This window comes from Sphingobium scionense, from assembly GCF_014197035.1.
GTDB classification, from domain to species: Bacteria; Pseudomonadota; Alphaproteobacteria; order Sphingomonadales; family Sphingomonadaceae; genus Sphingobium; species Sphingobium scionense.
The window spans coordinates 30,275-51,707 of record NZ_JACIEU010000004.1 but is presented as its reverse complement, the minus strand read 5'-3'; the positions used below and the strand labels follow the sequence as shown (position 1 = coordinate 51,707).

Here is a 21,433-nt window from a genome sequence, read left to right as displayed (position 1 = left end):
CATGTCCCTGATCATTGCCAGCCAGATGGAACCGGATTTCAACCGGAGCCTGGCCCGCCATCCGTCCGCCCCCGTGCTGATCGATGTTGCCGAGGACGCACCCTGGAGCGCGGCGGACGAGGCCGACATATTGCTGATCCGCCCGTCGCCGGCCTGGCGCGCGCCGGAGGTGCGTCGTCCTGCGCCCTGGCCGGGGCGCCTGAAATGGGTCTACAGCGCCTCGGTCGGGGTCGATTTCTATCCCGACTGGCTGCTCGATGCGCCGCTCGTCACCTGTGGCCGGGGCGTCGCTTCGGAGGAGATCGCCGATTATGCGATCGCCGCCATCTATGCCCATGCCAAAAATCTGGACGCCGTGACCGTCCGTTCGCGGGCGCAATGGGGGCCGGCACAACTCGGCCGGGTATCGGGCACGACCATCGGCATCATCGGCATGGGGGCGATCGGCGCGGCGGTCGCGCGGCGCGGTCTGGCGCTGGGCGCGCAGGTGATCGGCGTGCGGCGCTCCGGCGCGCAGCCCAGCGTGCCGGGCGTGCAACTGGTCGGCGATGTCGGCACCTTGGTGGATGAGGCGGATCATATATTGCTCGCCGTGCCCGCCACTGCCCAGACCCGCCATCTGGTCGACGATGCGCTGCTGGCGCGGGTGCGGCCGGGCGCACATCTCATCAACGTCGCGCGCGGATCGGTGGTCGATCAGGCGGCCCTGGTGCGGGCGCTGGATGATGGTCGGCTGGGTTTTGCGACGCTCGACGTCACCGACCCCGAACCGCTGCCCGAGGGCCATGTCCTCTACACCCATCCCAGGGTGCGGCTGACCCCGCATATTTCCAGCAATTACCAGCTGGTGCGCCATCGCCTGCTGGAAAAGATCCAGGATGATCTGACCCGCTTCGTCCGCGGCGAGGCGCCGTCCGACATCGTTGATCCGGCGCGCGGTTACTGATGATCGGGGTGACCGGGCGTTAAAGCCCGGTCACCGTCTCGCGCGCCAGTTCCGCCAGCCGATGCGCGGCGCGGTCCAGCTTGTCGCTGGTGCGCAGGATCGCAGCGACGCGGGGCAGGGTGGGCAGGCGCTCATGTTCCAGCACAGTCATGTCATCCTGGAACAAATGGGTGCGCGCGGTGATGCCCAGGCCTGCGGCCACCGCCGCGCGCAGCGTGGCGAGGTTGGGCGTCTCGACCGCGATGCGCCATTGCAGCCCCATATCCTCCAGCGCGCGGATCGCCGCCTCGCGAAAACGGCAAGGCTCTTCCAGCACCGCCAGCGGAATGGTGTCGCGATCGACCAGTTCGGCGGTGCCATACCAGCTCATCGGCGCCACCGTGACCGCGCTGCCGTCATTAGGGGCGGCAAAGCCCAGCAAGATATCCAGTTCGCGCCGGTCGAGCAGCGCCTGCAACTCGGCCGTGCCCGCGACCCGCGCATAGATTTGCGCGTCGGGGTGCAGTTCGGCAAAGCGGGAGAGCAGGCCCGAGAGCAGGCTGTCGGCAAAATCCTGCACCATGCCGATCCGCGCCGGGCCGGCAAAGCGCCCGGCACTGACCGCGGCGACGGCTTCATCATGCAGGCTCAGCACCCGTCGCGCATAGTCGAGCAGCACCTCGCCCGCAGCGGTCAGGTGCAGGCGGCGGCCTTCGCGCAGAAACAGAGACTGCTGGACCAGTTCCTCCAGCCGCTTGATCTGCAGGCTGAGGGCGGACTGGGTCACGAACACCTGTTCCGATGCATTGAGCATCGATCCGGTGTCGACGATCGCGACGAAGCTGCGCAGGAGATTGGTCGGCAGATTGACCGGCACGGCATATCCTTTTGATGGTGAAAGGGGCCGATCCGATGCCGGGCACGGGCCTGCTGCTTATGATCCATGCCAATATATCAATCAAAATAGTAGAGTTTGTCCGGGCACAGGAAAAGCTATCTCGCTCGATCCACGCCGGAACGCCCGGAATTGGGGGCGAATGACCATCTATAATTTTCCCTCATAAGGCGGCGCAATAAAACTCAATTGAATGAGTAGAGAATTGATGTTGGATGAAGCCTTCTTCACCAGCATGACGGATGGACATGACCGCATTGGTAATAGGAAGCGAAACGGCGCCGCCGCGCGCCAGACGCCGCTTTTCCCTCGCCCGCTTCGGCGGCCGGTGGCTGTCACCTTTGCTGTTACTTTTGCTGTGGGAACTGGGCTCGCGCACCGGTCTCATCCCGGAACGGACGCTGGCCGCGCCCTCCGCCGTCATCGGGACGCTGATCGGGATGGTGTTGAGTGGCGAGCTTCCCTCCAACCTGCTCGTCTCCTTCGCCCGCGTCGCCGTCGGCCTGTTGATCGGCGTTAGCCTCGGGCTGGGGCTGGGCCTCGCGGCCGGCCTGTCGCGCGGCGCGGAACTGGCGATCGATCCGCTGATGCAGATCAAGCGGACCATTCCCGCGCTGGCGCTGACGCCGCTCTTCATCGTCTGGTTCGGCATTGGCGAAACACCCAAAATCGCGCTGATCGCGTTTGGCACCATCTTCCCGGTCTATCTCAACCTTTACGCCGGCATTCGCGGCGTCGATCCGCGCCTGCTCGATGCCGCCAAGAGCTTCGGCCTCAGCCGCTGGGAACAGGTGTGGCATGTCGTGCTGCCCGCCGCCTTGCCCTCGCTGCTGGTCGGGCTGCGCTACGCCTTGTCCATCTCCATCCTGGTGCTGGTGGTGGCGGAACAGATCAACGCCTCGGCCGGGCTCGGCTATCTCATCAACAACGCCCGCGACTTCATGCGCACCGACATCATCGTCGTCTGCCTCATGGTCTACGCCATTCTCGGCCTTGGTGCCGACTGGCTGGTCCGATCCCTCGAAACCCGCGCCCTCGTCTGGCGCCCCAGCATAGTGGAGAATTAATCATGGACGCGCGCCTGGGATTTTCCACCATCGACAGCGCGGCAAGTCCGTCGCACCCCGAACCGGTCGTCCGCCTGCATGATTTCGTTCGCAGCTTTGGCGCCAACCGCATCATCGACGGTCTGAACCTGGAAATCGCACCCGGTGAGTTCATCGCCCTGCTGGGCCGGTCGGGATCGGGCAAGACCACCTTGCTGCGCACCCTCGCCGGGCTGGACGATGCCGGGGCACAGGATGTCGAAGTACCCGACAGCCGTGCCGTCGTGTTTCAGGACGCCCGCCTGCTGCCGTGGAAACCGGTCTGGAAGAATGTCGCTCTCGGCCTCAAGGGCGGCGACATTCGGGGCCGCGCCGAATCCGCGCTGAAGGAAGTCGGCCTTGGCCATCGGCTCGACGCGTGGCCGCTGACCCTGTCGGGTGGCGAGGCGCAGCGCGCTGCATTGGCTCGCGCGCTGGTGCGCGAACCCCAATTGCTGCTGCTCGACGAGCCCTTTGCCGCGCTCGACGCACTCACCCGCTATCGCATGCACGACCTCGTCCTCTCGCTCTGGCGGACGCACAAGCCGGCCGTGCTGATCGTCACTCATGATGTCGAGGAAGCGATCGCGCTGGCCGACCGGGTGCTGGTGCTCGACAAGGGACGGATCGTCGCGGAGGAGCGCATTCACGCCGCGCGCGGCGAACGGGCTGGCCTTGCCGGGCGGCTGCGCGAACAGCTTCTGTCCCACCTGGGCGGCGACCATCATGGCGAGGGCGTCTTGCCCTTCGCGCGCCAGGCGGAAGCGGCGGAATGAACGCCGTCACCGCCATCGACCGGCCGGTCGATACCAGCCGGCTGCGCGGCTTCGTCACGGCATTGGCCGACCTGATCGCCTGTACCCGAGACGAACAGGCGCTGCTGGAAAGCGGCCGCACTTTGCTTGCCCGGCTGGTCGCGCGCGACGACTGGCTTCCGCCCGAATATGCCCGACCGGATCCCGATCGCTACCAGCAATATCTGCTCCATTGCGATAGCCGCGAGCGGTTCAGCATCGTCAGCTTTGTTTGGGGACCGGGCCAGTCGACCCCGATCCATGACCATGGCGTCTGGGGCTTGGTTGGCGTGCTGCGCGGCAGCGAGCAGGTCGAGCGGTTCCATCGCCTGCCCGGCGGCGGGCTGGTCGCGCAGGGCACTGACATATTGCGCGAGGGCGAGGTCGATGCCGTCTCGCCCCGGATCGGCGACATCCACCGTGTCTCCAACGGCCGGGCTGATGCACCGTCGGTCAGCATCCATGTCTATGGCGCCAATATCGGCGCGGTCGAGCGCGCGACCTTCGCCGCCGACGGCACGCCCAAAAGCTTCATCTCCGGATACGCCAATCGCGTCATCCCCAACCTCTGGGACAGATCGAGAAACGCATGACCACCGACATACTGGACCGTACCCAGGTCGCCACCCCGGCCGATATCCGCACCGCGCTGATCGCCCGCGACGAGATCGCCCTGATCGACGTGCGCGAGGAACATGAGTTTGCGCAGGGCCATCCGCTCTTCGCCGCCCAGATTCCGCTGCGCCGCATCGATGAGGAAGCGCGCTGGCGCATCCCTCGGCTCGACACGCCGATCATCGTTTATGATGCGGGCGAGGGGCTGGCGCGCCGCGCCGCCGTGCGGTTGCAGGGCCTCGGCTATACCGACGTTCGCGAACTGGAGGGCGGGCTGCAGGGCTGGCGTGATGCCGGCTATGAATTGTTCGAGGACGTGAACAGCTATTCCAAGGCGTTTGGCGAACTGGTCGAGCATCGCCGTCATACCCCCAGCCTGGCGGCGGAAGATGTGCAGGCGCTGATCGACGAAAAGGCCGATATCGCGATCCTCGACGCCCGCCGCTACGACGAATATCACACGATGAGCATCCCGACCGGGACCAGTGTTCCCGGCGCCGAACTGGTGCTGCGGGCCGGCACCATCGCGCCCGATCCCGACACCACGATCATCGTCAACTGCGCCGGTCGCACCCGGTCGATCATCGGCACCCAGTCGCTGGTCAATGCGGGCCTGCCCAACAAGGTCTATGCGTTGCGCAACGGCACGATCGGCTGGACGCTGGCCGGGCAGGGGCTGGAGACCGGCCAGATACGCGCCGCGCCGGAGGTCGATGGCAAGGCGATCGAGGCGGCCCGCGCCCATGCCCGCGACGTTGCCTATCGCGCCGGGGTCAAGTGGATCGGCTGGGACGATCTGGAACATCTGAAGGCCGATACCGCCCGCACCCTCTATCTCTACGATGTCCGTCAGCCGCGCGAATATGAGGCAGGGCACCTGCCTGGCTTCCGCAATGCGCAGGGTGGCCAGCTGGTGCAGGAGACCGATCATAACGCCCCGGTGCGCGGCGCCCGTATTGTCGTTACCGACGATCTTGGCCCGCGCGCCGACATGAGCGCCTCCTGGCTCGCCCAGCTTGGCTGGGAAGTCTATGTTCTGTCGGTCGACTGGTCGGCGGTGGTGCTGGAACGTGGCAGCGACGGCGCGCCGAGTCCGCGCGGACCCGAGGGCCGCTACAAGCGCCCCTATGAGGGCACCGACAACAAGGCCGAGAAGATGCAGGCCTATCTCGACTGGGAATACGGCCTTGTCGCCCAGCTCGAAAAGGACGGCACCCACGGCTTCTACGTCATCTGATCTTCGGGAAGGAATGATCCCATGAGCGTCAAGTTCATCGGCTATATCGGCTTCAATAACGGTTCGGAAACCCAGGCGGCGGTGCGCAGCCGCGTGCTCGACAAGGACTATGTCGAGGCGGCGGCCAGGGCGCAGGAGGCGGGCGGCTTCGACCGCGTCCTCATCCCCTTTGGCTCCAACAGTCCGGAAAGCCAGATCGTCGCGGCCCATGCCGCTGCTTTGACCAGCAAGCTCGGCTTCCTCGTCGCCCATCGCCCCGGTTTCACCCAACCGACCGTGGCCGCGCGCCAGCTCGCGACGCTCGACCAGCTGTCGGGCGGGCGAGTCGCGGTCCACATCATCACCGGCGGCGCGGACGAGGAAATGGCGCGTGACGGCGATACCGGCACGGTCAAGGCCCAGCGCTATCAGCGCACGGACGAATATCTGACCATCCTGCGCCAGGAATGGACGGCGGCCCAGCCGTTCGACCATCAGGGCGACTTTTACGACATTCGCCAAGCCTTCAGCGCGATCAAGCCGGACAATCTGCCGGTTTTCTTCGGCGGGTCTTCGGCCGAGGCGATCGAGGTCGCCGGGCGCCATGCCGATGTCTATGCGCTCTGGGGCGAAACGCTTGAAGCGGTGCAGGACACGGTGCGCCAGGTGCGTCGTGCCGCCGCCCGCCATGGCCGCAATCCCGGCTTCTCGCTGTCGCTGCGCCCGGTGATCGCCGATACCGAGGAAGCGGCCTGGAAGCGCGCGGCCGAGATCGAGGAGCAGGTGCGCGAAAACCGCGTCGCTGCGGGCCTGCCCCTGACCGGCCATCGCCCGCCCAATGTCGGATCGCTGCGCCTGCTGGAGGCGGCCAAGGCCAATCGGCAGGACAAACGCCTGTGGACCGGCGTAGCCGCGCTCACCGGCGCGGCCGGCAATTCTACCGGCCTTGTCGGTACGCCCGAGCAGGTGGCCGATGCGATGCTCGATTATTATGATATCGGCATCGATCATTTCCTGATCCGCGGCTTCGATCCGCTGGGCGATTCCATCCTCTATGGCCGCGAACTGCTGCCGGTCGTCCGCCGCAAGGTGGCCGAGCGGGAGAAGGTCGACGTCGCGCTCGCGGGCTGATCCATGTCGAAGAAAAAAGTCGCCATCCTGTCGGCGGCCCTCGTCGCGGTGGCCGGGCTAGGCCTTGCCGCCGCGACCTTTAAACGCAGTGATGACAAGATACTGCGCGTCGCCAATCAGAAGGGGCAGGTGAAGGCGATGATGCTCGCCTCTGGCGCGCTCGATGGCGCGCCCTATCGGGTGGAATGGTCGGAATTTCCCGCCGCCCAGCCGCTGCTGGAAGCGGTCGGCGGCGGCGCGGCCGATCTGGGCCTTGCCGCCGACGCGCCCTTCATCTTCGCCTATCAGAGCGGCAGTCCGGTCAAAGCGATCGCGGTGCAGGCGCCGGCCAATCAGGCGTCCGAGGCGCTGGCGATCCTCGTGAAGAACGGATCGCCGATCCGATCAGCACAGGATCTGGTCGGCAAGACCGTGGCCACCACGCGCGGATCGATCGGCCATCATCTGCTGCTCCAGGCGCTGGAGCGGGCGCATATTCCAGCCGACAAGGTCAACGTCACCTTCCTGCCGCCGGGCGACGCGAAGGCTGCATTCGACAGCGGATCGATCGACGCCTGGTCGACCTGGACCCCCTACACCAATGTTGCGGTCAAGGAAGGGGCACGGGCGGTTGCCGATGCCAAGGATTATGGCCTGCCGCTCTATATCGACATCGCCCATGATGCCTCGATCGCGCCCAAGCGCGCGCTGCTCGCCGACTTCCTTCAGCGCGAGGCGAAGGCGGTGGCTTGGGCACGCGCCCATCCCGACGAGTTTGCCGCCGTGCTGGCCAGGGAAACCGGCCTGCCGCTGGACATCGCCCGCGCCAGTTTCGAGCGCAGCAACCGCATTTCGCAGCCCGTCGATGCCAAGGTGATCGCCCATGAACAGGCGATCGTCGAGCGTTATCGTCGTGCCGGCCTGATCGATCCCAGGCGGGACGTGGCGCAGGCCTTCGACACCAGTTTCGGATCCTGACGCAAGGAGCTTTTCTCATGGCCACCATCCTCAAGGATGATCGTTTTTCCCGCACCGGCATCAGCGAAGCCGAATGGAAGGTGCGGGTCGATCTCGCCGCCTTCTACCGGCTCTCGGCGCTCTATGGCTGGGACGATTTCATCTACACCCATATCTCCGCCCGCGTGCCGGGGCCGGACCATCATTTCCTGATCAACCCATTCGGCCTGATGTTCGACGAGATCACGGCGTCGAGCCTGGTCAAGGTCGACCTTGACGGCAATGTCATCGGGGAGAGCGACTATGGCATCAACTATGCCGGCTATGTGATCCATTCGGCGATCCACGGCGCGCGCGACGACGCCCATTATATCGCCCATTTCCACAGCGCCGACGGCATGGCGGTGTCTGCCCATGCCGAAGGCCTGCTGCCCTTGAACCAGCGTGCCCTGGCGCTGATTCCGCGCCTGTCCTATCATGATTATGAGGGCGTGGCGCTGAACCTGGACGAGCGCGAGCGGCTGGTGGCGGACCTGGGCGATACCAAGGTCATGCTGCTGCGCAACCATGGCACGCTGGCGCTGGGTGCCTCTCCGGGGGAAGCGTGGAGCGGCATCTATCAGCTCGAATCCGCCTGCACCGCGCAGGTCCGTTCACTCAGCATCGGGCGCGACCATGTACTGATCGCGCCGCAGGAGGCGCAGGAGGAAGTGAAGCGCCAGATGTCACGCGAGCGCCAGCCGGTCGAAGGGCGGCGCACTCATTATGACCTGGTCTGGGAAGCGGCATTGCGCAAGGCATCGCGCCAGGCGCCGGGCTATGACGCCTGATCTATAAGCATTAATCGGCGGCTTTCCGCCAAGTCTCATTGGCGTCGCGTCACACGCGGCGCCATTTTCCTATCTCCAGCAAAGGAGACAGGCAGATGGCGACGATCGTCGGCGACAATTTGAGGGCGCGCTATGCCGCGCTTCAGGCGGAACGGGAACGGGACTGGCCACCCGCCCAACTGGCACGTAACGCGGCGCAGCGGCAGCAGCTGGTGGCGCGCTTCGATGCAGCGACAGTGGCGCAACCCGGCGATGTCCTGCCCGACCTGGCGTTCGATGATGTCGAGAGGGGTGAACTGAAGCTCGACGCGCTGACAGCGCAGGGACCGGCCTTGCTCATCTTCTTCCGCTTCGCGGGTTGCCCGGCCTGTAATATTGCCTTGCCCTATTATGCCGAAACGCTCTGGCCGGTGCTGCGCGCGCGCGGCGTTCCGCTGGTCGCGCTCAGCCCACAGCAGCCCGATCGTCTGGTAGATATCAAGCACCGCCACGATCTGCCCTTCACCGTCGCGACCGATCGCGACAATCAGCTTGCCCGCTTGCTCGGCATCAGCTTCGTCCCCGATGACCGGCCGTCGCCGCCGCCCGCTGGCTGGATCGGCGAAGTGACCGGCACGGGCAGCTGGGAATTGCCGCAGCCCGCCGTGCTTCTGCTGGGGGCGGGCCGGGTGGTGCAGCGGTTGCAGGTCAGTCCCGATTGGCTCGATCGGCCGGAGGCGGGCGATATTCTCGCCTGGCTGCGCTGACGGTCCGACGAAAAAAAAGCGCCCGGCAATTGATTTGCCGGGCGCTTTTGCGTGTGTTCGGTTGGATCAGGCGGCCGACTTGGCGTTCCGTGCCGTGCTGTAGCGATTGTCCGGCACAGTTAGTCCCAGATGCTCGCGGAAGGTCGTCCCTTCATAATCGGTGCGGAACAGGCCGCGCTGCTGCAGGATGGGGATTACCTTCTCGACGAACTGCGCCAGTTGCCCCGGCAAGGGTTCGAACAGGACGAAGCCGTCGGCGGCACCGCTCTCGAACCAGCGCTGCAACTGGTCGGCGACCGTTTCGGCCGAACCCACGAAGGCGCCGCGCGGCGTCGCCAGCCGTTCGGCCACCTGGCGCAGGGTCAGGCACTCCGCCTCGACTTCGGCCAGGATGCGTAACGTCCCGCTCTGCTGGCTGTTGAGGCCCAGATGCGCGACATCGGGGAAGGGCGCGTCCAGATCATATTGGCGGAAATCATGGTCGTTGAAGGTGCGCGACAGGAAGCCGAGGCCAGTATCGATCGATTCCAATGCCGCCAGTTCGCGGTAACGCGCTTCAGCGTCCTCATCGCTGTTGCCCACGATCGGGGCGATGCCCGGCAGGATGAACAGCTGGTCGGCATCGCGACCAAAGCCCTTCGCCCGCGCCTTCACATCGGCATAATAGGCCTGACCCGCCTCGATCGTCTCGGCATGGGTGAAGATGACCTCGGCCCGGCGCGCGGCGAAGTTGCGGCCATCGTCCGACGCGCCGGCCTGGAAGATTACCGGCTGGCCCTGCGGCGTGCGCTTGATGTTGAGCGGGCCGCGCACCTGGAAGAACTCGCCCTTGTGGTCGAGCGCATGCAGCCGGTCGGGATCGACGAACTGGCCGCTCGCCTTGTCAGCGACATGGGCGCCGTCTTCCCAGCTGTCCCACAGGCCCTGGACCACATCGAGATATTCGGCGGCGATGCGATAGCGCACGGCATGGGCAGGATGTTCGGCCTTGCTGAAATTGGCAGCGGTATCGCCCAGCCAGGAAGTGACGACGTTCCAGCCGGCGCGCCCGCCGCTGAGATGATCGAGCGAGGCGAATTGCCGCGCGACATTGAAGGGCTCGGAGTAACTGACCGTCAGCGTGCCGACCAGGCCGATCCGGCTGGTGGTCGCAGCCAGGGCCGACAGGATGGTGATCGGCTCGAACCGGTTGAGATAATGGGGGCTGGATCGGTCGGTGATCGACAGGCTGTCGGCGACGAACAGGAAATCGAACTTGCCGCGCTCGGCAGTCGTCGCTTGCTCCTGATATCGGGCGAGGCTGGTGCTGGCATTGACGTCGCGGTCGGGATGGCGCCAGTCATGCCAGGTGCGGCCGACGCCATGCAGGATGAAGCCGAGCTTGATATGCGGAGAACGGGCCATGGCCTTGTCCTTCTGCTGGAGGGGAGGGTGAGCCCATTCCATCTATGCCGGTATGCCCAGCGCGACCAATGCGGTCTCATCAAGCGCATATGAAATGGGCCAATAGGGCGGGCGTCAGTAGGAAAAGCGGGCGCTCAGCAGCACCGTCGCGGGATCGGCGTAGTTTTTATAATAGACCCCGGTCGAGGGGATGTAGGCCGAACTGACCGGCTTGTTCGCGCCCAGGATATTCTTGCCCTGGATGGCGAACTGGAAACGGTCGTCCGGCAATATCCAGGTGATCGAGCCGTTGACGAAGGTTTGGCCCGGCACCTCGTCCTGCGGCCGGGCGAGGGCGTTCTGATAGAAGCTGCTCTGATATTGGGCATTGGCCGACAGGCGCAATATGCTGCCGGACGCGCCCAGCGGCAGCGCATAATTGGCACCGCCCGAGAGGGACCATTTGGGTGCGTTCAGCAGTGGATTGCCGTCGGCATCCACGCCATTGCCGCCCGCGCCCTTATAGTCGTCATATATCGCCTTGAGATAGCCGGCCGATGCCTGGAGCGAGAGGCGCTCCGACAGGCGCAGGTCATTTTCCAGCTCCACGCCCCAGCTATGCGCCTTGCCGGCATTGCCCCGGCGCGAGCCGACATAGGCAGGGTCGTAGAAGGAGACCTGGAGATCTTTGTAATCATTGTAGAAGATGGCGAGATTGCTGCGCAGCGCGCTGCCGAACAGGGTGGCCTTGAGGCCCCCTTCATAGGTCGACACCTTTTCCGGATCGAAGGGCAGGGTTGCCAGATCAAGCCGGGTCGCGCGATTGTCGAACCCGCCCGATTTGAACCCACGCGAATAGGTCAGATAGTTGAGAAGGTTGGGCGTCCATTGCGCCTGTACTGACACTTTCGGCGTCAACGCCTTCCAGGTCTTGTCCGCCTCGCCGGCGATCGACTGGGCCACGACATTGCGATCATCATCGATCACTTTGTTGTCGAAGACGAAGCGCTTCTTCTCGATCGTGCCGCGCAGGCCGGCGGTCAGGCTGAATATGTCGTTCGCCTTCCACGTGCCCTCGCCGAACACGGCATAGGCGTCGGTATAGGTGATGTTGTGGGCGCGCAGCCGGTTGATGGGAGCGGTCGCGGCGGTGCCAGTGCGGCTGAAGCCGTCACGCTCCACGAAGAAACGTTCGTGCAGGTAGAAGAGGCCGCTGGTGAAGCTGATGTCGCCAAAGTCGCCGTTCAGCTGCACCTCCTGGCTGAAGGCCCGGTCATTATAATGGATCAAGTTCTTCTGGATCAGTGCGGCCTCGCCGTCATTCTCGTAATTGACGGGGTTGAGGTTGAAGCCGGTATAGGCGCTGATCGACTTGATCGAGAGGCTGGGCGACAGATCATAGACCAGCCGCAATGACGCGCTGCGCGAATTGAGATGCTGGTCCGGTTCGACCTCCGAATAGGATCGGCGACGACTGAAGCTGCCGGGCTGGTTGACCGGAATATAGGACCGCGTATCGCTGCGATCGCGCAGGATGTTGACGGTCAGCAGCGCGTCGAGATTGGCGATGCCGGTATAGCGCAGCTTGCTGCGCCAGGCGTCGAGGTCGATCCGGTTGACGTCATGGCCCAGCGTCGGGTCATAGGTGACACCGTCGCGGCTGCGGTGAATCCAGGCGATGCTGCCTGACAGGTCGTTCGCGATCTTGCCGCTGACCAGCGCCCGGCCCTGTACGTCATTATAGCTGCCATAGCCCAGTTCGGCGGTGACATGGGTGGTCTCGTCGGGCGCGCGGGTGATGATGCGCAGCGCACCGGCCGAAGAGTTGCGGCCATAGAGCGTCCCCTGTGGTCCGCGCAGCAGCTCGATCCGTTCCAGATCGACGAACTCGCTCATCGAGGCGATCTGGCGCGGGATGTAGACATCATCGACATAGATGGCGAGCACCGGCTCCTGGATGGGGTCGGATTCGCCCACGCCGCGCAGCGAGAAGGTCTGGGTGGTATGGCTGATCGACGTCCGCGCCACGAAGAGGTTGGGCACCTGGCCGGCCAGGTCGCGGACATTGGTGATGTTGCGCTGCTCCAGCGTCTCGGGCGTGAAGGCGGAAATCGCGATCGCGGTCTTCTGCAGGTCGGTCGCGCGCCGTTCGGCCGTGACGATGATGCCGCCGCCCCCTGCTGCATCGATCGCCTCGGCGCTGTCCGCCGGCTGGACGGTCTGGGCATCGGCATTCGCAACGGTCAGTGCGATCGCGGCAATGCCGGCGCTCGTCAGCAATTTGTTTTTCATGAGTCCCCGCTTGTCCTGGTCCGCCGGGGCCTGGCCCCAGCGGTATATTGCCAACTAAAGAGGTAGACAAATTGAACAAACGAGTTCGACCAATGCGATCGGCCTGAAACTCATAGATGTAGCACCGGTCAATCGCGCAAGTGGCGAGACGATCATTGAACGGGTAGCATAGGTTTAAACGGTAGCGCTTCGGCTGGTGGGAGCACGTGCGCTCGCAAGTCCGTTGGAGTCATTTTTCGTATCGAAAATCCTGAAAAATTGACGATGAATTTGACGTTTATGCATATTCCAGGTCTTCTGCTCGAGAATAGCAAGGGAACAGTTGGATCAGCAACTGCCGCCAGAAATGCGCGCCCATGTTCTGTCGGCACCTTGTGTATCACGCCTTTCGCTATCGACCAGGAGCTACGCAAGAATTCTGAAGGCGGGACTATTTGAAAAAATATAATATATTTCATTGCATTATCAAAATATTATGAAACTTCTTAATAGGGGGGGGCTGCCCAAAGTCTTGATGGCCAATGCCTTCGATATTAATCACGGATCTATTGCCAGGGTCGCGCCGGGCCGAATCATTTCCTATCGGGAAAATTTGGCCTCTCTTGATTTAAAGGGAGGTGGGACATGACTGATTACTATGGCGGCTCTGAAAATAATAGCTACATCATAAGCTTATCAGATGGCACATCCTATATTGATGGGGGCGGAGGAAATGACGCCCTGACGCTGGATTGGTCCGGGTCATCGGGGCCGCAATATGGCTATGCCTATGGCTCCGCCTATAGTTACTCAAGTTCTTTCTATGATTATTCAACCGGTTATTCAGTAAGCGGTACGAATGTGGAGAAATTGACGATCAAATTTGGCGGTGGGGATGATAATTTTTACGCGTACGACAACGCTATCGTGATCTTCAATGGCGGTACGGGCGTCGACCTGTTTAACGGCGATTTTTCGTCCAGTATTGCCAACATTAGTTTCACGTTGAATGCGACGGCGGGCAGTAGCTCGACCTTCACCGGTCAGGGCTCCTCGCTCACCAATGTCGAGCGCGTCTCGATCACGACAGGCGCGGGTAATGACAGCCTGACGGGTGGCGCCCTAGACGACAGCTTCAATGCGGGCGCGGGCACCAACACGGTGAACGGCAGAGCTGGTAACGACAACATTATATCGTCCGGTATCGATATCATCGATGGTGGGGCTGGCATTGATAATTGGACCGGCAATTACGGCGCCATGACCGCCGCCTTGACCATCACAGAAGCTGTCGGCGTCTTCACCTTCTCGAATGGCACGAGCGTCACTGGTGTAGAGAATTTTACGGTTACCAGTGGTAGCGGCAATGATAGCCTGCTGGTGAAGACGCAGGGCAATTTCTATGCCGGTGCGGGTGCCGACGCGCTGACGATCGACTGGTCGAGCAGTGTTGGTCAACAATATGGTTATGCCTATGGCGCCTCCTCCGGCTTTTCGATGTCGGCCTATGATTATGGCACGGCCTATTCGGTCAGCGGAAACGATATAGAACAGGTGACTGCCAAGTTCGGCAGTGGCGACGACAGTTTCTATGCCTATGACAATGCCGTCGTAGCCTTCAATGGCGGCGCAGGTGTCGACCTGTTTACTGGCGATTTCTCGCCCAGCGTTGCCAACATCAGCTTCACGTTGAACGCGACGGCGGGTAGCACATCAACCTTTAGCGGCCAGGGCTCCTCGCTTACCAACGTCGAACGGATCTCGATCACGACCGGCTCAGGCAATGACAGCCTGACCGGCGGCGCTCTTGATGACAGCTTCAATGCTGGTGCGGGTACCAACACGGTTAACGGTGGCGCAGGTAATGACAGCATTACGTCGTCCGGTGTCGATACCGTGAATGGCGGGGCCGGCATCGATACCTGGACCGGCACTTACGGCACGATGACTGCCGCCTTGACCATCTCAGAGGCAGCGGGCGTCTTCACCTTTTCGAATGGCACGAGCGTCACTGGCATAGAAAATTTTACAGTTACCAGCGGTAGCGGCAATGATAGCCTGCTGGTGAAGACACAGGGCAATTTCTACGCTGGGGCGGGTACGGACGCACTGACGATCGACTGGTTGAGCAGTGTTGGCCAACAATATGGCTATGCCTATGGTGCTTCCTCCGGCTTTTCGATGTCGGCCTATGATTATGGCACGGCCTATTCGGTCAGCGGAAACGATATAGAACAGGTGACTGCCAAGTTCGGCAGTGGCGACGACAGTTTCTATGCCTATGACAATGCCGTCGTAGCCTTCAACGGCGGCGCAGGTATCGACCTGTTTACTGGCGATTTCTCGCCCAGCGTTGCCAACATCGGCTTCACGTTGAACGCGACGGCGGGTAGCACGTCAACGTTTAGCGGTCAGGGCTCCTCGCTGACCAACGTTGAACGGATATCGATCACGACCGGTTCAGGCAATGACAGTCTGACCGGTGGCGGCCTTTCCGACATGATGAGCGGTGGCGACGGGAACGACATTATCGATGGCGGAGCAGGTGATGATCTCCTTTATGGTGGGGCAGGCAGCGATACGCTTAGCTTTGCCTCATCGCTCAACGCGATCACCATATCGCTCGCAGCAAACCAAGGCGGCTATTATGATTTCGGTAATGGCCTCGACCATGTCGAAGGGTTCGAAAATCTGACGGGGTCGGCGCTCAATGACATGTTGAGCGGCGATAGCGCGGCCAACATGATCGATGGCGGCGGCGGGGCAGACACAATGGCCGGCGGCGGCGGTAACGACATCTATATCGTCGATAATGTCGGTGATGTCGTCACGGAATCGTCCAGCGCCGGCGTTGACGAAATCCGCACGGCGCTCGCGAGCTACACATTGGGCAATAATGTCGAAAAGCTCAGGGGGACGGCCTCAACCGGCCAAAGTTTGGTTGGGAATTCGCTGGCAAATACCATTACCGGGGGGAGCGGCGCAGACAGCCTGAATGGCGGCACCGGCGCCGACAGCCTGGCCGGTGGCGCAGGCAACGACCTCTATTATGTCGACAATGTGGGCGATGTGGTGAGCGAAGGAAGCGCCGCGGGCATCGATGAGGTGCGTACCAGCCTCGCTAGCTACGTGCTTGGCAGCAATCTCGAAAATCTGACCGGTACCAGTGCGTCGGCTCAAACGCTCACCGGGAATGACCTTGCCAATCGGATCGCCGGTTCGGCGGCAGCGGATGTGCTGGCCGGCGGAGGCGGCAATGATGTGCTCGACGGCGGAGGCGGCGCGGACAATATGTCGGGTGGTTCCGGCGACGATGTCTACTACGTCGACAATGCAGGGGATGTCGTAACAGAAGCGGCATCGGCCGGCATCGACGAGGTCCGCACCAATCTAGCCAGCTACATGCTAGGCAGTAATATCGAAAATCTGTTCGGCACTCTCGCCGCTGGCCAGACGCTGACCGGTAATGATCTCGCCAATAGCGTTACCGGCGCAGGTGGAGCGGATCTCATTGACGGGGGAGCCGGCGCGGACATCATGGCTGGCGGTGCCGGCAATGATATTTATTATGTGAACGATGTTGGGGACGTGGTAACCGAAATCGCATCGGCGGGTGCCGACGAAGTACGCACAGGCCTGGCGAGTTATACATTGAGCGCCAATGTCGAAAATCTGGTTGGCACCCTGACTTCTGGCCAAACGCTCACCGGCAACAGCCTTGCAAATACTATCACTGGCGGCGCTGGTAACGACGTCATCGATGGCGGTGGAAATGCCGATGTCATGGCGGGCGGTGCCGGCAGCGACATCTATTATGTCAACAACAGCAGTGACATGGTGGTCGAGGCAGCGTCGGCTGGCACGGACGAAGTGCGTACGACGCTGGCCAGCTACGCCCTGACTGCTAATGTCGAGAAATTGACCGGGACGTCAAGCAGCGGTCAGACGCTTATCGGCAATAGTCTTTCCAACACAATCAAGGGATCGAGTGGAAACGATATAATCGATGGTGGCAGTGGTTCCGATACGATGAGCGGCGGTAGCGGCAATGACATATATTATGTCAATAGTGGCGGCGACAATGTTGTCGAAACATCATCGGGTGGTACGGATGATCGGATTTTCTCTTCAACATCCTACTCGCTCTCGGGCCGATATGTCGAAACATTGACGCTGACGGGTGCGAGCGCGATTAACGCGACCGGCAATGACCTCGCGCAAACACTCAATGGCAATAGTGGAGCGAACCTGCTGACGGGACTGGACGGAAACGACATATTGAACGGCAATGATGGTGCGGACATTCTGGATGGCGGCATTGGCGACGACCTGCTGAATGGCGGTGCTGGCCTCGATACAGCCTCTTATGCCGCGGCGGCAGGAGCGATTACCCTAAGCTTGGCTGTCACCGGTGCCCAAGCCACCGGTGGAGCCGGTAATGACACGCTCACCGGCATCGAAAATATCACGGGCTCGGCTTTCGGCGATCAACTGACGGGTGATTCGGCGGCCAATATATTGAAGGGCAATGCAGGTAACGACATTCTGGATGGTGGTAGCGGCGCGGATACGCTGGACGGCGGCAGCGGCGATGACCTTTATTATGTCGACCATGCCGGTGATCTGGTGGTTGAAGCTGCAGCGTCCGGCGCAGATACGGTGCGCACCACACTAGTCAGCTATGCTCTTACTGTGGAGGTTGAGAATTTGGTCGGCACCCTTGCCACTGGGCAGGCATTGACTGGTAACAGTTTGACCAACAGCATCACGGGCGGCGGCGGTGCCGACATATTGGACGGAGGCAGCGGTGCAGATACATTGGCAGGCGGCCTGGGCAACGACATCTACTATGTCGACAATGTCAGCGATGTGGTGACCGAAGCCGCATCGGCAGGCACGGATGAAGTGCGCACTGGCCTTGGCAGTTATACGCTCGGCGCCAATGTCGAAAACCTGCTCGGCATCTTGGCAGGTGGACAGACCCTGATCGGGAACAGTCTGGCCAACAAGATCGCCGGCGCAGATGGCAACGACATCATCAACGGTGGTACCGGCGCAGACACGATGGCCGGCGGATTGGGCAGCGACACCTATTATGTCGACAATAGCGGAGACGTCGTGCTGGAAAATCTGTCTAGTGGCGGAACGAACGATATGGTTTTCACGTCGGTGTCCTACAATCTCGCTGGACTATATGTCGAAACGCTGACCTTGACCGGGACGTCGGGCATTAGTGGCACTGGCAATGATTGGGCACAGACCATCAATGGCAATAGTGGTGCAAACAAGTTGTCTGGGTTGGGAGGCAACGACATCCTCAATGGTAGCAGTGGCAACGACACGCTGAGTGGCGGTGGTGGCAACGATACGCTGAACGGAGGAAGCGGCAATGATCTGCTTGATGGTGGGGCGGGAACCGACACGCTTAGCGGCGGTTCGGGAATCGATATCTTCGCCTTCATGAATAGCCTGAGCGGTAGCAATATCGACGTCGTAACCGATTATTCGGTGGCTAATGATTCGATCCAGTTGAACGATACCGCCTTTGCCGGACTTGCCGTTGGCGCCTTGTCGGCGAATGCCTTCTTCATCGGCACGGCCGCCCATGATGCCGATGATCGGATCATCTACAATGATGTGACTGGCGCGCTGCTTTTCGATGCTGACGGCAGTGGTGCGGGGACCGCAGTCCAGTTCGCGACTCTGTCTACCGGACTTGCATTGGCAGCTTCCGAGTTCGTCATCGTCTGACAGACGGGCAAGGGCGCGCAGGGAAGGGGAAATTGTCCGAGGCCCTGCGCGCTGCCTTTGACCGCGGCCTTTCGTTGGATCGCACTATGTCAGCGGGATCATCACCTGTTCGGCATAAGCTGGTTTCGCGCGCAGCCGGTCATACCATGCGCGCAGATTGGGCAGGTCCGGCCGCGCCATGTCGAGCGTGAAATAGGTGTGAGCGTAGACGCCCATCGGCACATCCGCGACACCGAAATTGACACCCGAAAGCCATTTTTGACTGGCCAGCGCCCGGTCGAGGATCGCCATCGCCGCGCCGGACGCCCGCGCGGATGTCTCGATGACCTGTAAATTTCGCTGTCCACTTTGGCGTCGCACAAGCTGAATGAAGGCATCGCGCTGGTCGTCGGCAAAGCTGAATTGCCAGTCCATCCATTTGTCGCCCTGCGCGCGCAGGGCCGGGTCGGCAGGATACATCTCCTCCGGCGCATAGCGATGGGCGAGATAGCGCAGGATCGCGTTGGACTCCCACAGCACGACATCGCCATCCTCGATCGTAGGGATCAGCCGATTGGGGTTCATCGCCAGATAGGCGTCGGACATGCCATGTTCCATGCCGACATCATGGCGGACGAAGGTCAGGCCGATTTCCTGCGCGAACCAGGCCACCTTCTTCACATTATGCGAATTGAGGCGGCCCCAGATCGTCAGCATTGTCGGTGTTCCTTCGGTCAGGCGTAATAGGTCTTGGCCGCCAGTTCCCAGAGGCGCGGCGAAGATGCGCCCATCAGGCCTCGACGCTGTTCACCGACCCGATAGGCACTGCCGTCGAGCCGGCGGCAGCAGCCACCCGCCTCATTGACGAACAATGTGCCGGCCGCATGATCCCAGGGTAGCACGCGCGCGAAGATTGACACGTCATTCTGCCCCAGCACTAGCCGTGGATATTGCTCGGCGGCGCAGCGGGGAATGTCCACCATCGTGAAAATGGCCTGCGACTTGCGCGCCATCTCGGCCCGCTCCTCGGACTCCATGAAGATGGTGGAGATAGCCGCAATCGGCAGATCGCCGGTGCTTTCCTTCGCCATGATCCGTTCGCCATCGACATGGCTGCCGCCGCCCAAAGTCGCGTGGCACAATCGCCCGGTCAGCGGATCGAGGATCCAACCGGCCAAAGTAGCGCCATTGTCGGCCAGCGCGATCATGATGCCGAAGGGCGGCTTGCCCGAGGCGAAATTGCCGGTGCCGTCGATCGGGTCGATGATCCAGTTGAGGCCGTCGCTGGCGCGGTCAAGGATCGACGGGTCGGCAGCGCAGGCCTCTTCGCCGATGATCCCGGCTTCGGGCAGGATCGAGGTCAGCCCTTCGGCCAGCCGAATCTCGCTTTCCTTGTCGGCGATGGTGACGAAGTCGTTCGCCGCCTTCTCGCTAATCTCTTCCGCCGAAAGATTCTGGTAGCGGGGCATGACGATGTCGCGCCCGACCTGTCGCATCAGCGCGACGACGGGATCATGCAGTTCCACCATCATGCGCCGGTCCCCTTAGCTGCGATAGTCCGCGTTGATCGAGATATAGCCGTGGGTCAGGTCACAGGTCCACACCGTTGCGCGGCCTTCGCCCAGGCCGATATCGACGCCAATGACGATATCCTGTCCCTTGAGATGGGCCGCGACCGGTGCCTCGTCATAGCCGTCAAGCGCCAGCCCACCGGCGGCCACCTGGGTAGAGCCGAAGCGGATGGCGAGTTTGTCCCGCTCGGCCGGCTCGCCGGCCTTGCCGACAGCCATGACGACGCGGCCCCAATTGGCATCCTCGCCGGCGATCGCGGTCTTCACCAGCGGCGAATTGGCGATGGAGAGGGCAATGCGATGGGCGCTGGCGTCGCTTTCGGCGGCCTCGACCGTGATTTCGATGAACTTGCTGGCGCCTTCGCCGTCGCGCACGACCAGATGGGCAAGTTGACGGCACAGGTCCGCCAAGGCGGCTGCGAAGGCGTCGGCGCCGGCATCGTCCATCGACGCCAATGGTGCATTACCGGCCTTGCCGGTGGCAAAGGCCAGGACCGTGTCGCTGGTCGAGGTGTCGCTGTCGACCGTGATACAGGAGAAGGTCCGCTTGTTGGCGGCCGACAGCATCTGCTGCAGCAGCGCCGGATCGATCGCGGCGTCGGTGAAGATATAGCCGAGCATCGTCGCCATGTCGGGCGCGATCATGCCCGACCCCTTGATGATGCCGACCAGATCGACGCGGGTGTCGCCGATCATCGCTGAGACATGGGCGCCCTTGGCATAGGTGTCGGTGGTGCCGATCGTGTTTGCCGCATCCTCCCAGCCGCAGGGCGGGGCGACGAAGGCTGCATCCAGGCCTGCCTCGGCCTTGTCGATCGGCAACGGCACGCCGATCACACCGGTCGAGGAGACGAAGATGTCGGACGGCTGGCAGGACAGGTGATTGGCGACCTTGGCGGCGATCGCCTCCACGGCCGCGCGACCGCGATGGCCGGTAAAGGCATTGGCGTTGCCCGCATTGACCACGACGGCGCGGGCTTGCCCCATCGGGATGGCGTCGCGGCACCATTCGACCTCGGGCGAGGGGCATTTGCTCTGCGTCGTCACGCCCGCAACCGATGTGCCGGCGTCCAGTTCGACATAGGTAAGGTCGCACCGATCCCAATTCTTGTATCGAGCCCTGGCCACACGCAGCGTCACGCCGGCAATGGCGGGCAGGGCGGGGAAGGCAGCGGGCGCAAGGGGGGAGCGGTCGGTCATGGCGGCGGGATGGGGGAAATCTTCTGCTCCGTCAATCCGATCCCTAGGCAAAGATCGCCGGCCGCATGGCGCCCGGGACGGGCGGACTTGCAGGCGGCGTGCCGT

At 62.5% G+C, this 21,433-nt stretch carries 16 protein-coding genes; 10 read left to right on the top strand and 6 right to left on the bottom strand.

Features of this window, described 5'->3' with window-relative positions:
* Position 1 precedes the first annotated feature (1 nt).
* On the top strand, positions 2-946 hold the full coding sequence (locus GGQ90_RS05385) for an NAD(P)-dependent oxidoreductase (RefSeq protein ID WP_188081191.1): 945 nt from the start codon (positions 2-4) through the stop codon (positions 944-946).
* Positions 947-965: 19 nt separating this feature from the next.
* On the opposite strand, the gene GGQ90_RS05380 is transcribed toward GGQ90_RS05385, so the two are convergent.
* Positions 966-1,802: a LysR substrate-binding domain-containing protein gene (locus GGQ90_RS05380; protein ID WP_004207521.1), complete on the bottom strand. Its 837-nt coding sequence runs from the start codon at positions 1,800-1,802 to the stop codon at positions 966-968.
* A 266-nt stretch (positions 1,803-2,068) separates the two neighbouring features.
* On the opposite strand from GGQ90_RS05380, the gene GGQ90_RS05375 reads away from it, so the two are divergent.
* The 8 genes from GGQ90_RS05375 (at position 2,069) to GGQ90_RS05340 (ending at position 9,173) form a co-directional block, all read left to right on the top strand.
* Complete coding sequence (locus GGQ90_RS05375; protein ID WP_246428140.1) at positions 2,069-2,887, top strand: ABC transporter permease; 819 nt, start codon at positions 2,069-2,071, stop codon at positions 2,885-2,887.
* Positions 2,888-2,889: 2 nt separating this feature from the next.
* Positions 2,890-3,681, top strand: coding sequence for an ABC transporter ATP-binding protein (locus tag GGQ90_RS05370; RefSeq protein ID WP_188081190.1), 792 nt, complete (start codon positions 2,890-2,892; stop codon positions 3,679-3,681).
* Entirely contained in the window at positions 3,678-4,292 is a 615-nt protein-coding gene (locus GGQ90_RS05365; protein WP_188081189.1) for a cysteine dioxygenase family protein, read from the top strand. The genes GGQ90_RS05370 and GGQ90_RS05365 overlap by 4 nt, the downstream gene beginning before the upstream one ends.
* Complete coding sequence (locus GGQ90_RS05360; RefSeq protein WP_188081188.1) at positions 4,289-5,551, top strand: rhodanese-like domain-containing protein; 1,263 nt, start codon at positions 4,289-4,291, stop codon at positions 5,549-5,551. The genes GGQ90_RS05365 and GGQ90_RS05360 overlap by 4 nt, the downstream gene beginning before the upstream one ends.
* A 21-nt stretch (positions 5,552-5,572) precedes the next feature.
* The gene (locus GGQ90_RS05355; RefSeq protein WP_188081187.1) at positions 5,573-6,661 is read left to right on the top strand and encodes an LLM class flavin-dependent oxidoreductase; all 1,089 of its coding nucleotides are present in this window, start codon (positions 5,573-5,575) and stop codon (positions 6,659-6,661) included.
* Positions 6,662-6,664: 3 nt separating this feature from the next.
* The gene (locus GGQ90_RS05350) at positions 6,665-7,618 is read left to right on the top strand and encodes an ABC transporter substrate-binding protein (RefSeq protein WP_188081186.1); all 954 of its coding nucleotides are present in this window, start codon (positions 6,665-6,667) and stop codon (positions 7,616-7,618) included.
* A 17-nt stretch (positions 7,619-7,635) separates the two neighbouring features.
* Positions 7,636-8,427 (top strand): class II aldolase/adducin family protein, encoded by a 792-nt coding sequence (locus tag GGQ90_RS05345; protein ID WP_188081185.1) that lies wholly within the window; start codon positions 7,636-7,638, stop codon positions 8,425-8,427.
* Positions 8,428-8,522: 95 nt separating this feature from the next.
* Positions 8,523-9,173 carry a peroxiredoxin-like family protein gene (locus GGQ90_RS05340; RefSeq protein ID WP_188081184.1) on the top strand — a complete coding sequence of 217 codons (651 nt, stop codon included), beginning with the start codon at positions 8,523-8,525 and terminating at the stop codon, positions 9,171-9,173.
* A 66-nt stretch (positions 9,174-9,239) separates the two neighbouring features.
* On the opposite strand, the gene GGQ90_RS05335 is transcribed toward GGQ90_RS05340, so the two are convergent.
* Positions 9,240-10,577, bottom strand: coding sequence for an LLM class flavin-dependent oxidoreductase (locus GGQ90_RS05335; protein WP_188081183.1), 1,338 nt, complete (start codon positions 10,575-10,577; stop codon positions 9,240-9,242).
* A gap of 114 nt (positions 10,578-10,691) precedes the next feature.
* Positions 10,692-12,848 carry a TonB-dependent receptor gene (locus tag GGQ90_RS05330; RefSeq protein WP_188081182.1) on the bottom strand — a complete coding sequence of 719 codons (2,157 nt, stop codon included), beginning with the start codon at positions 12,846-12,848 and terminating at the stop codon, positions 10,692-10,694.
* A gap of 624 nt (positions 12,849-13,472) precedes the next feature.
* Here GGQ90_RS05330 and GGQ90_RS05325 point away from each other — a divergent pair.
* Positions 13,473-18,578 carry a beta strand repeat-containing protein gene (locus GGQ90_RS05325; protein ID WP_188081181.1) on the top strand — a complete coding sequence of 1,702 codons (5,106 nt, stop codon included), beginning with the start codon at positions 13,473-13,475 and terminating at the stop codon, positions 18,576-18,578.
* A gap of 84 nt (positions 18,579-18,662) precedes the next feature.
* Here GGQ90_RS05325 and GGQ90_RS05320 read toward each other — a convergent pair whose 3' ends face one another.
* The 3 genes from GGQ90_RS05320 to argJ are packed head-to-tail and all read right to left on the bottom strand — an operon-like array spanning position 18,663 to position 21,328.
* Entirely contained in the window at positions 18,663-19,274 is a 612-nt protein-coding gene (locus GGQ90_RS05320; RefSeq protein WP_188081180.1) for a glutathione S-transferase family protein, read from the bottom strand.
* Between the two features lie 17 nt (positions 19,275-19,291).
* The gene (locus tag GGQ90_RS05315) at positions 19,292-20,089 is read right to left on the bottom strand and encodes an inositol monophosphatase family protein (RefSeq protein ID WP_188081179.1); all 798 of its coding nucleotides are present in this window, start codon (positions 20,087-20,089) and stop codon (positions 19,292-19,294) included.
* Between the two features lie 12 nt (positions 20,090-20,101).
* The gene (gene argJ / locus GGQ90_RS05310) at positions 20,102-21,328 is read right to left on the bottom strand and encodes a bifunctional glutamate N-acetyltransferase/amino-acid acetyltransferase ArgJ (RefSeq protein ID WP_188081178.1); all 1,227 of its coding nucleotides are present in this window, start codon (positions 21,326-21,328) and stop codon (positions 20,102-20,104) included.
* Positions 21,329-21,433: the final 105 nt, after the last annotated feature.

Excerpts from the sequence above, each read along its gene's own strand:
- GGQ90_RS05385 (WP_188081191.1), top strand. The coding sequence starts at position 2 with ATGTCCCTGATCATTGCCAGCCAGATGGAACCGGATTTCAACCGGAGC.
- GGQ90_RS05375 (WP_246428140.1), top strand. The coding sequence starts at position 2,069 with ATGACCGCATTGGTAATAGGAAGCGAAACGGCGCCGCCGCGCGCCAGA.
- GGQ90_RS05370 (WP_188081190.1), top strand. The coding sequence starts at position 2,890 with ATGGACGCGCGCCTGGGATTTTCCACCATCGACAGCGCGGCAAGTCCG.
- GGQ90_RS05365 (WP_188081189.1), top strand. The coding sequence starts at position 3,678 with ATGAACGCCGTCACCGCCATCGACCGGCCGGTCGATACCAGCCGGCTG.
- GGQ90_RS05360 (WP_188081188.1), top strand. The coding sequence starts at position 4,289 with ATGACCACCGACATACTGGACCGTACCCAGGTCGCCACCCCGGCCGAT.
- GGQ90_RS05355 (WP_188081187.1), top strand. The coding sequence starts at position 5,573 with ATGAGCGTCAAGTTCATCGGCTATATCGGCTTCAATAACGGTTCGGAA.
- GGQ90_RS05350 (WP_188081186.1), top strand. The coding sequence starts at position 6,665 with ATGTCGAAGAAAAAAGTCGCCATCCTGTCGGCGGCCCTCGTCGCGGTG.
- GGQ90_RS05345 (WP_188081185.1), top strand. The coding sequence starts at position 7,636 with ATGGCCACCATCCTCAAGGATGATCGTTTTTCCCGCACCGGCATCAGC.
- GGQ90_RS05340 (WP_188081184.1), top strand. The coding sequence starts at position 8,523 with ATGGCGACGATCGTCGGCGACAATTTGAGGGCGCGCTATGCCGCGCTT.
- GGQ90_RS05335 (WP_188081183.1), bottom strand. The coding sequence starts at position 10,577 with ATGGCCCGTTCTCCGCATATCAAGCTCGGCTTCATCCTGCATGGCGTC.
- GGQ90_RS05330 (WP_188081182.1), bottom strand. The coding sequence starts at position 12,848 with ATGAAAAACAAATTGCTGACGAGCGCCGGCATTGCCGCGATCGCACTG.
- GGQ90_RS05325 (WP_188081181.1), top strand. The coding sequence starts at position 13,473 with ATGACTGATTACTATGGCGGCTCTGAAAATAATAGCTACATCATAAGC.
- GGQ90_RS05320 (WP_188081180.1), bottom strand. The coding sequence starts at position 19,274 with ATGCTGACGATCTGGGGCCGCCTCAATTCGCATAATGTGAAGAAGGTG.
- GGQ90_RS05315 (WP_188081179.1), bottom strand. The coding sequence starts at position 20,089 with ATGATGGTGGAACTGCATGATCCCGTCGTCGCGCTGATGCGACAGGTC.
- argJ (WP_188081178.1), bottom strand. The coding sequence starts at position 21,328 with ATGACCGACCGCTCCCCCCTTGCGCCCGCTGCCTTCCCCGCCCTGCCC.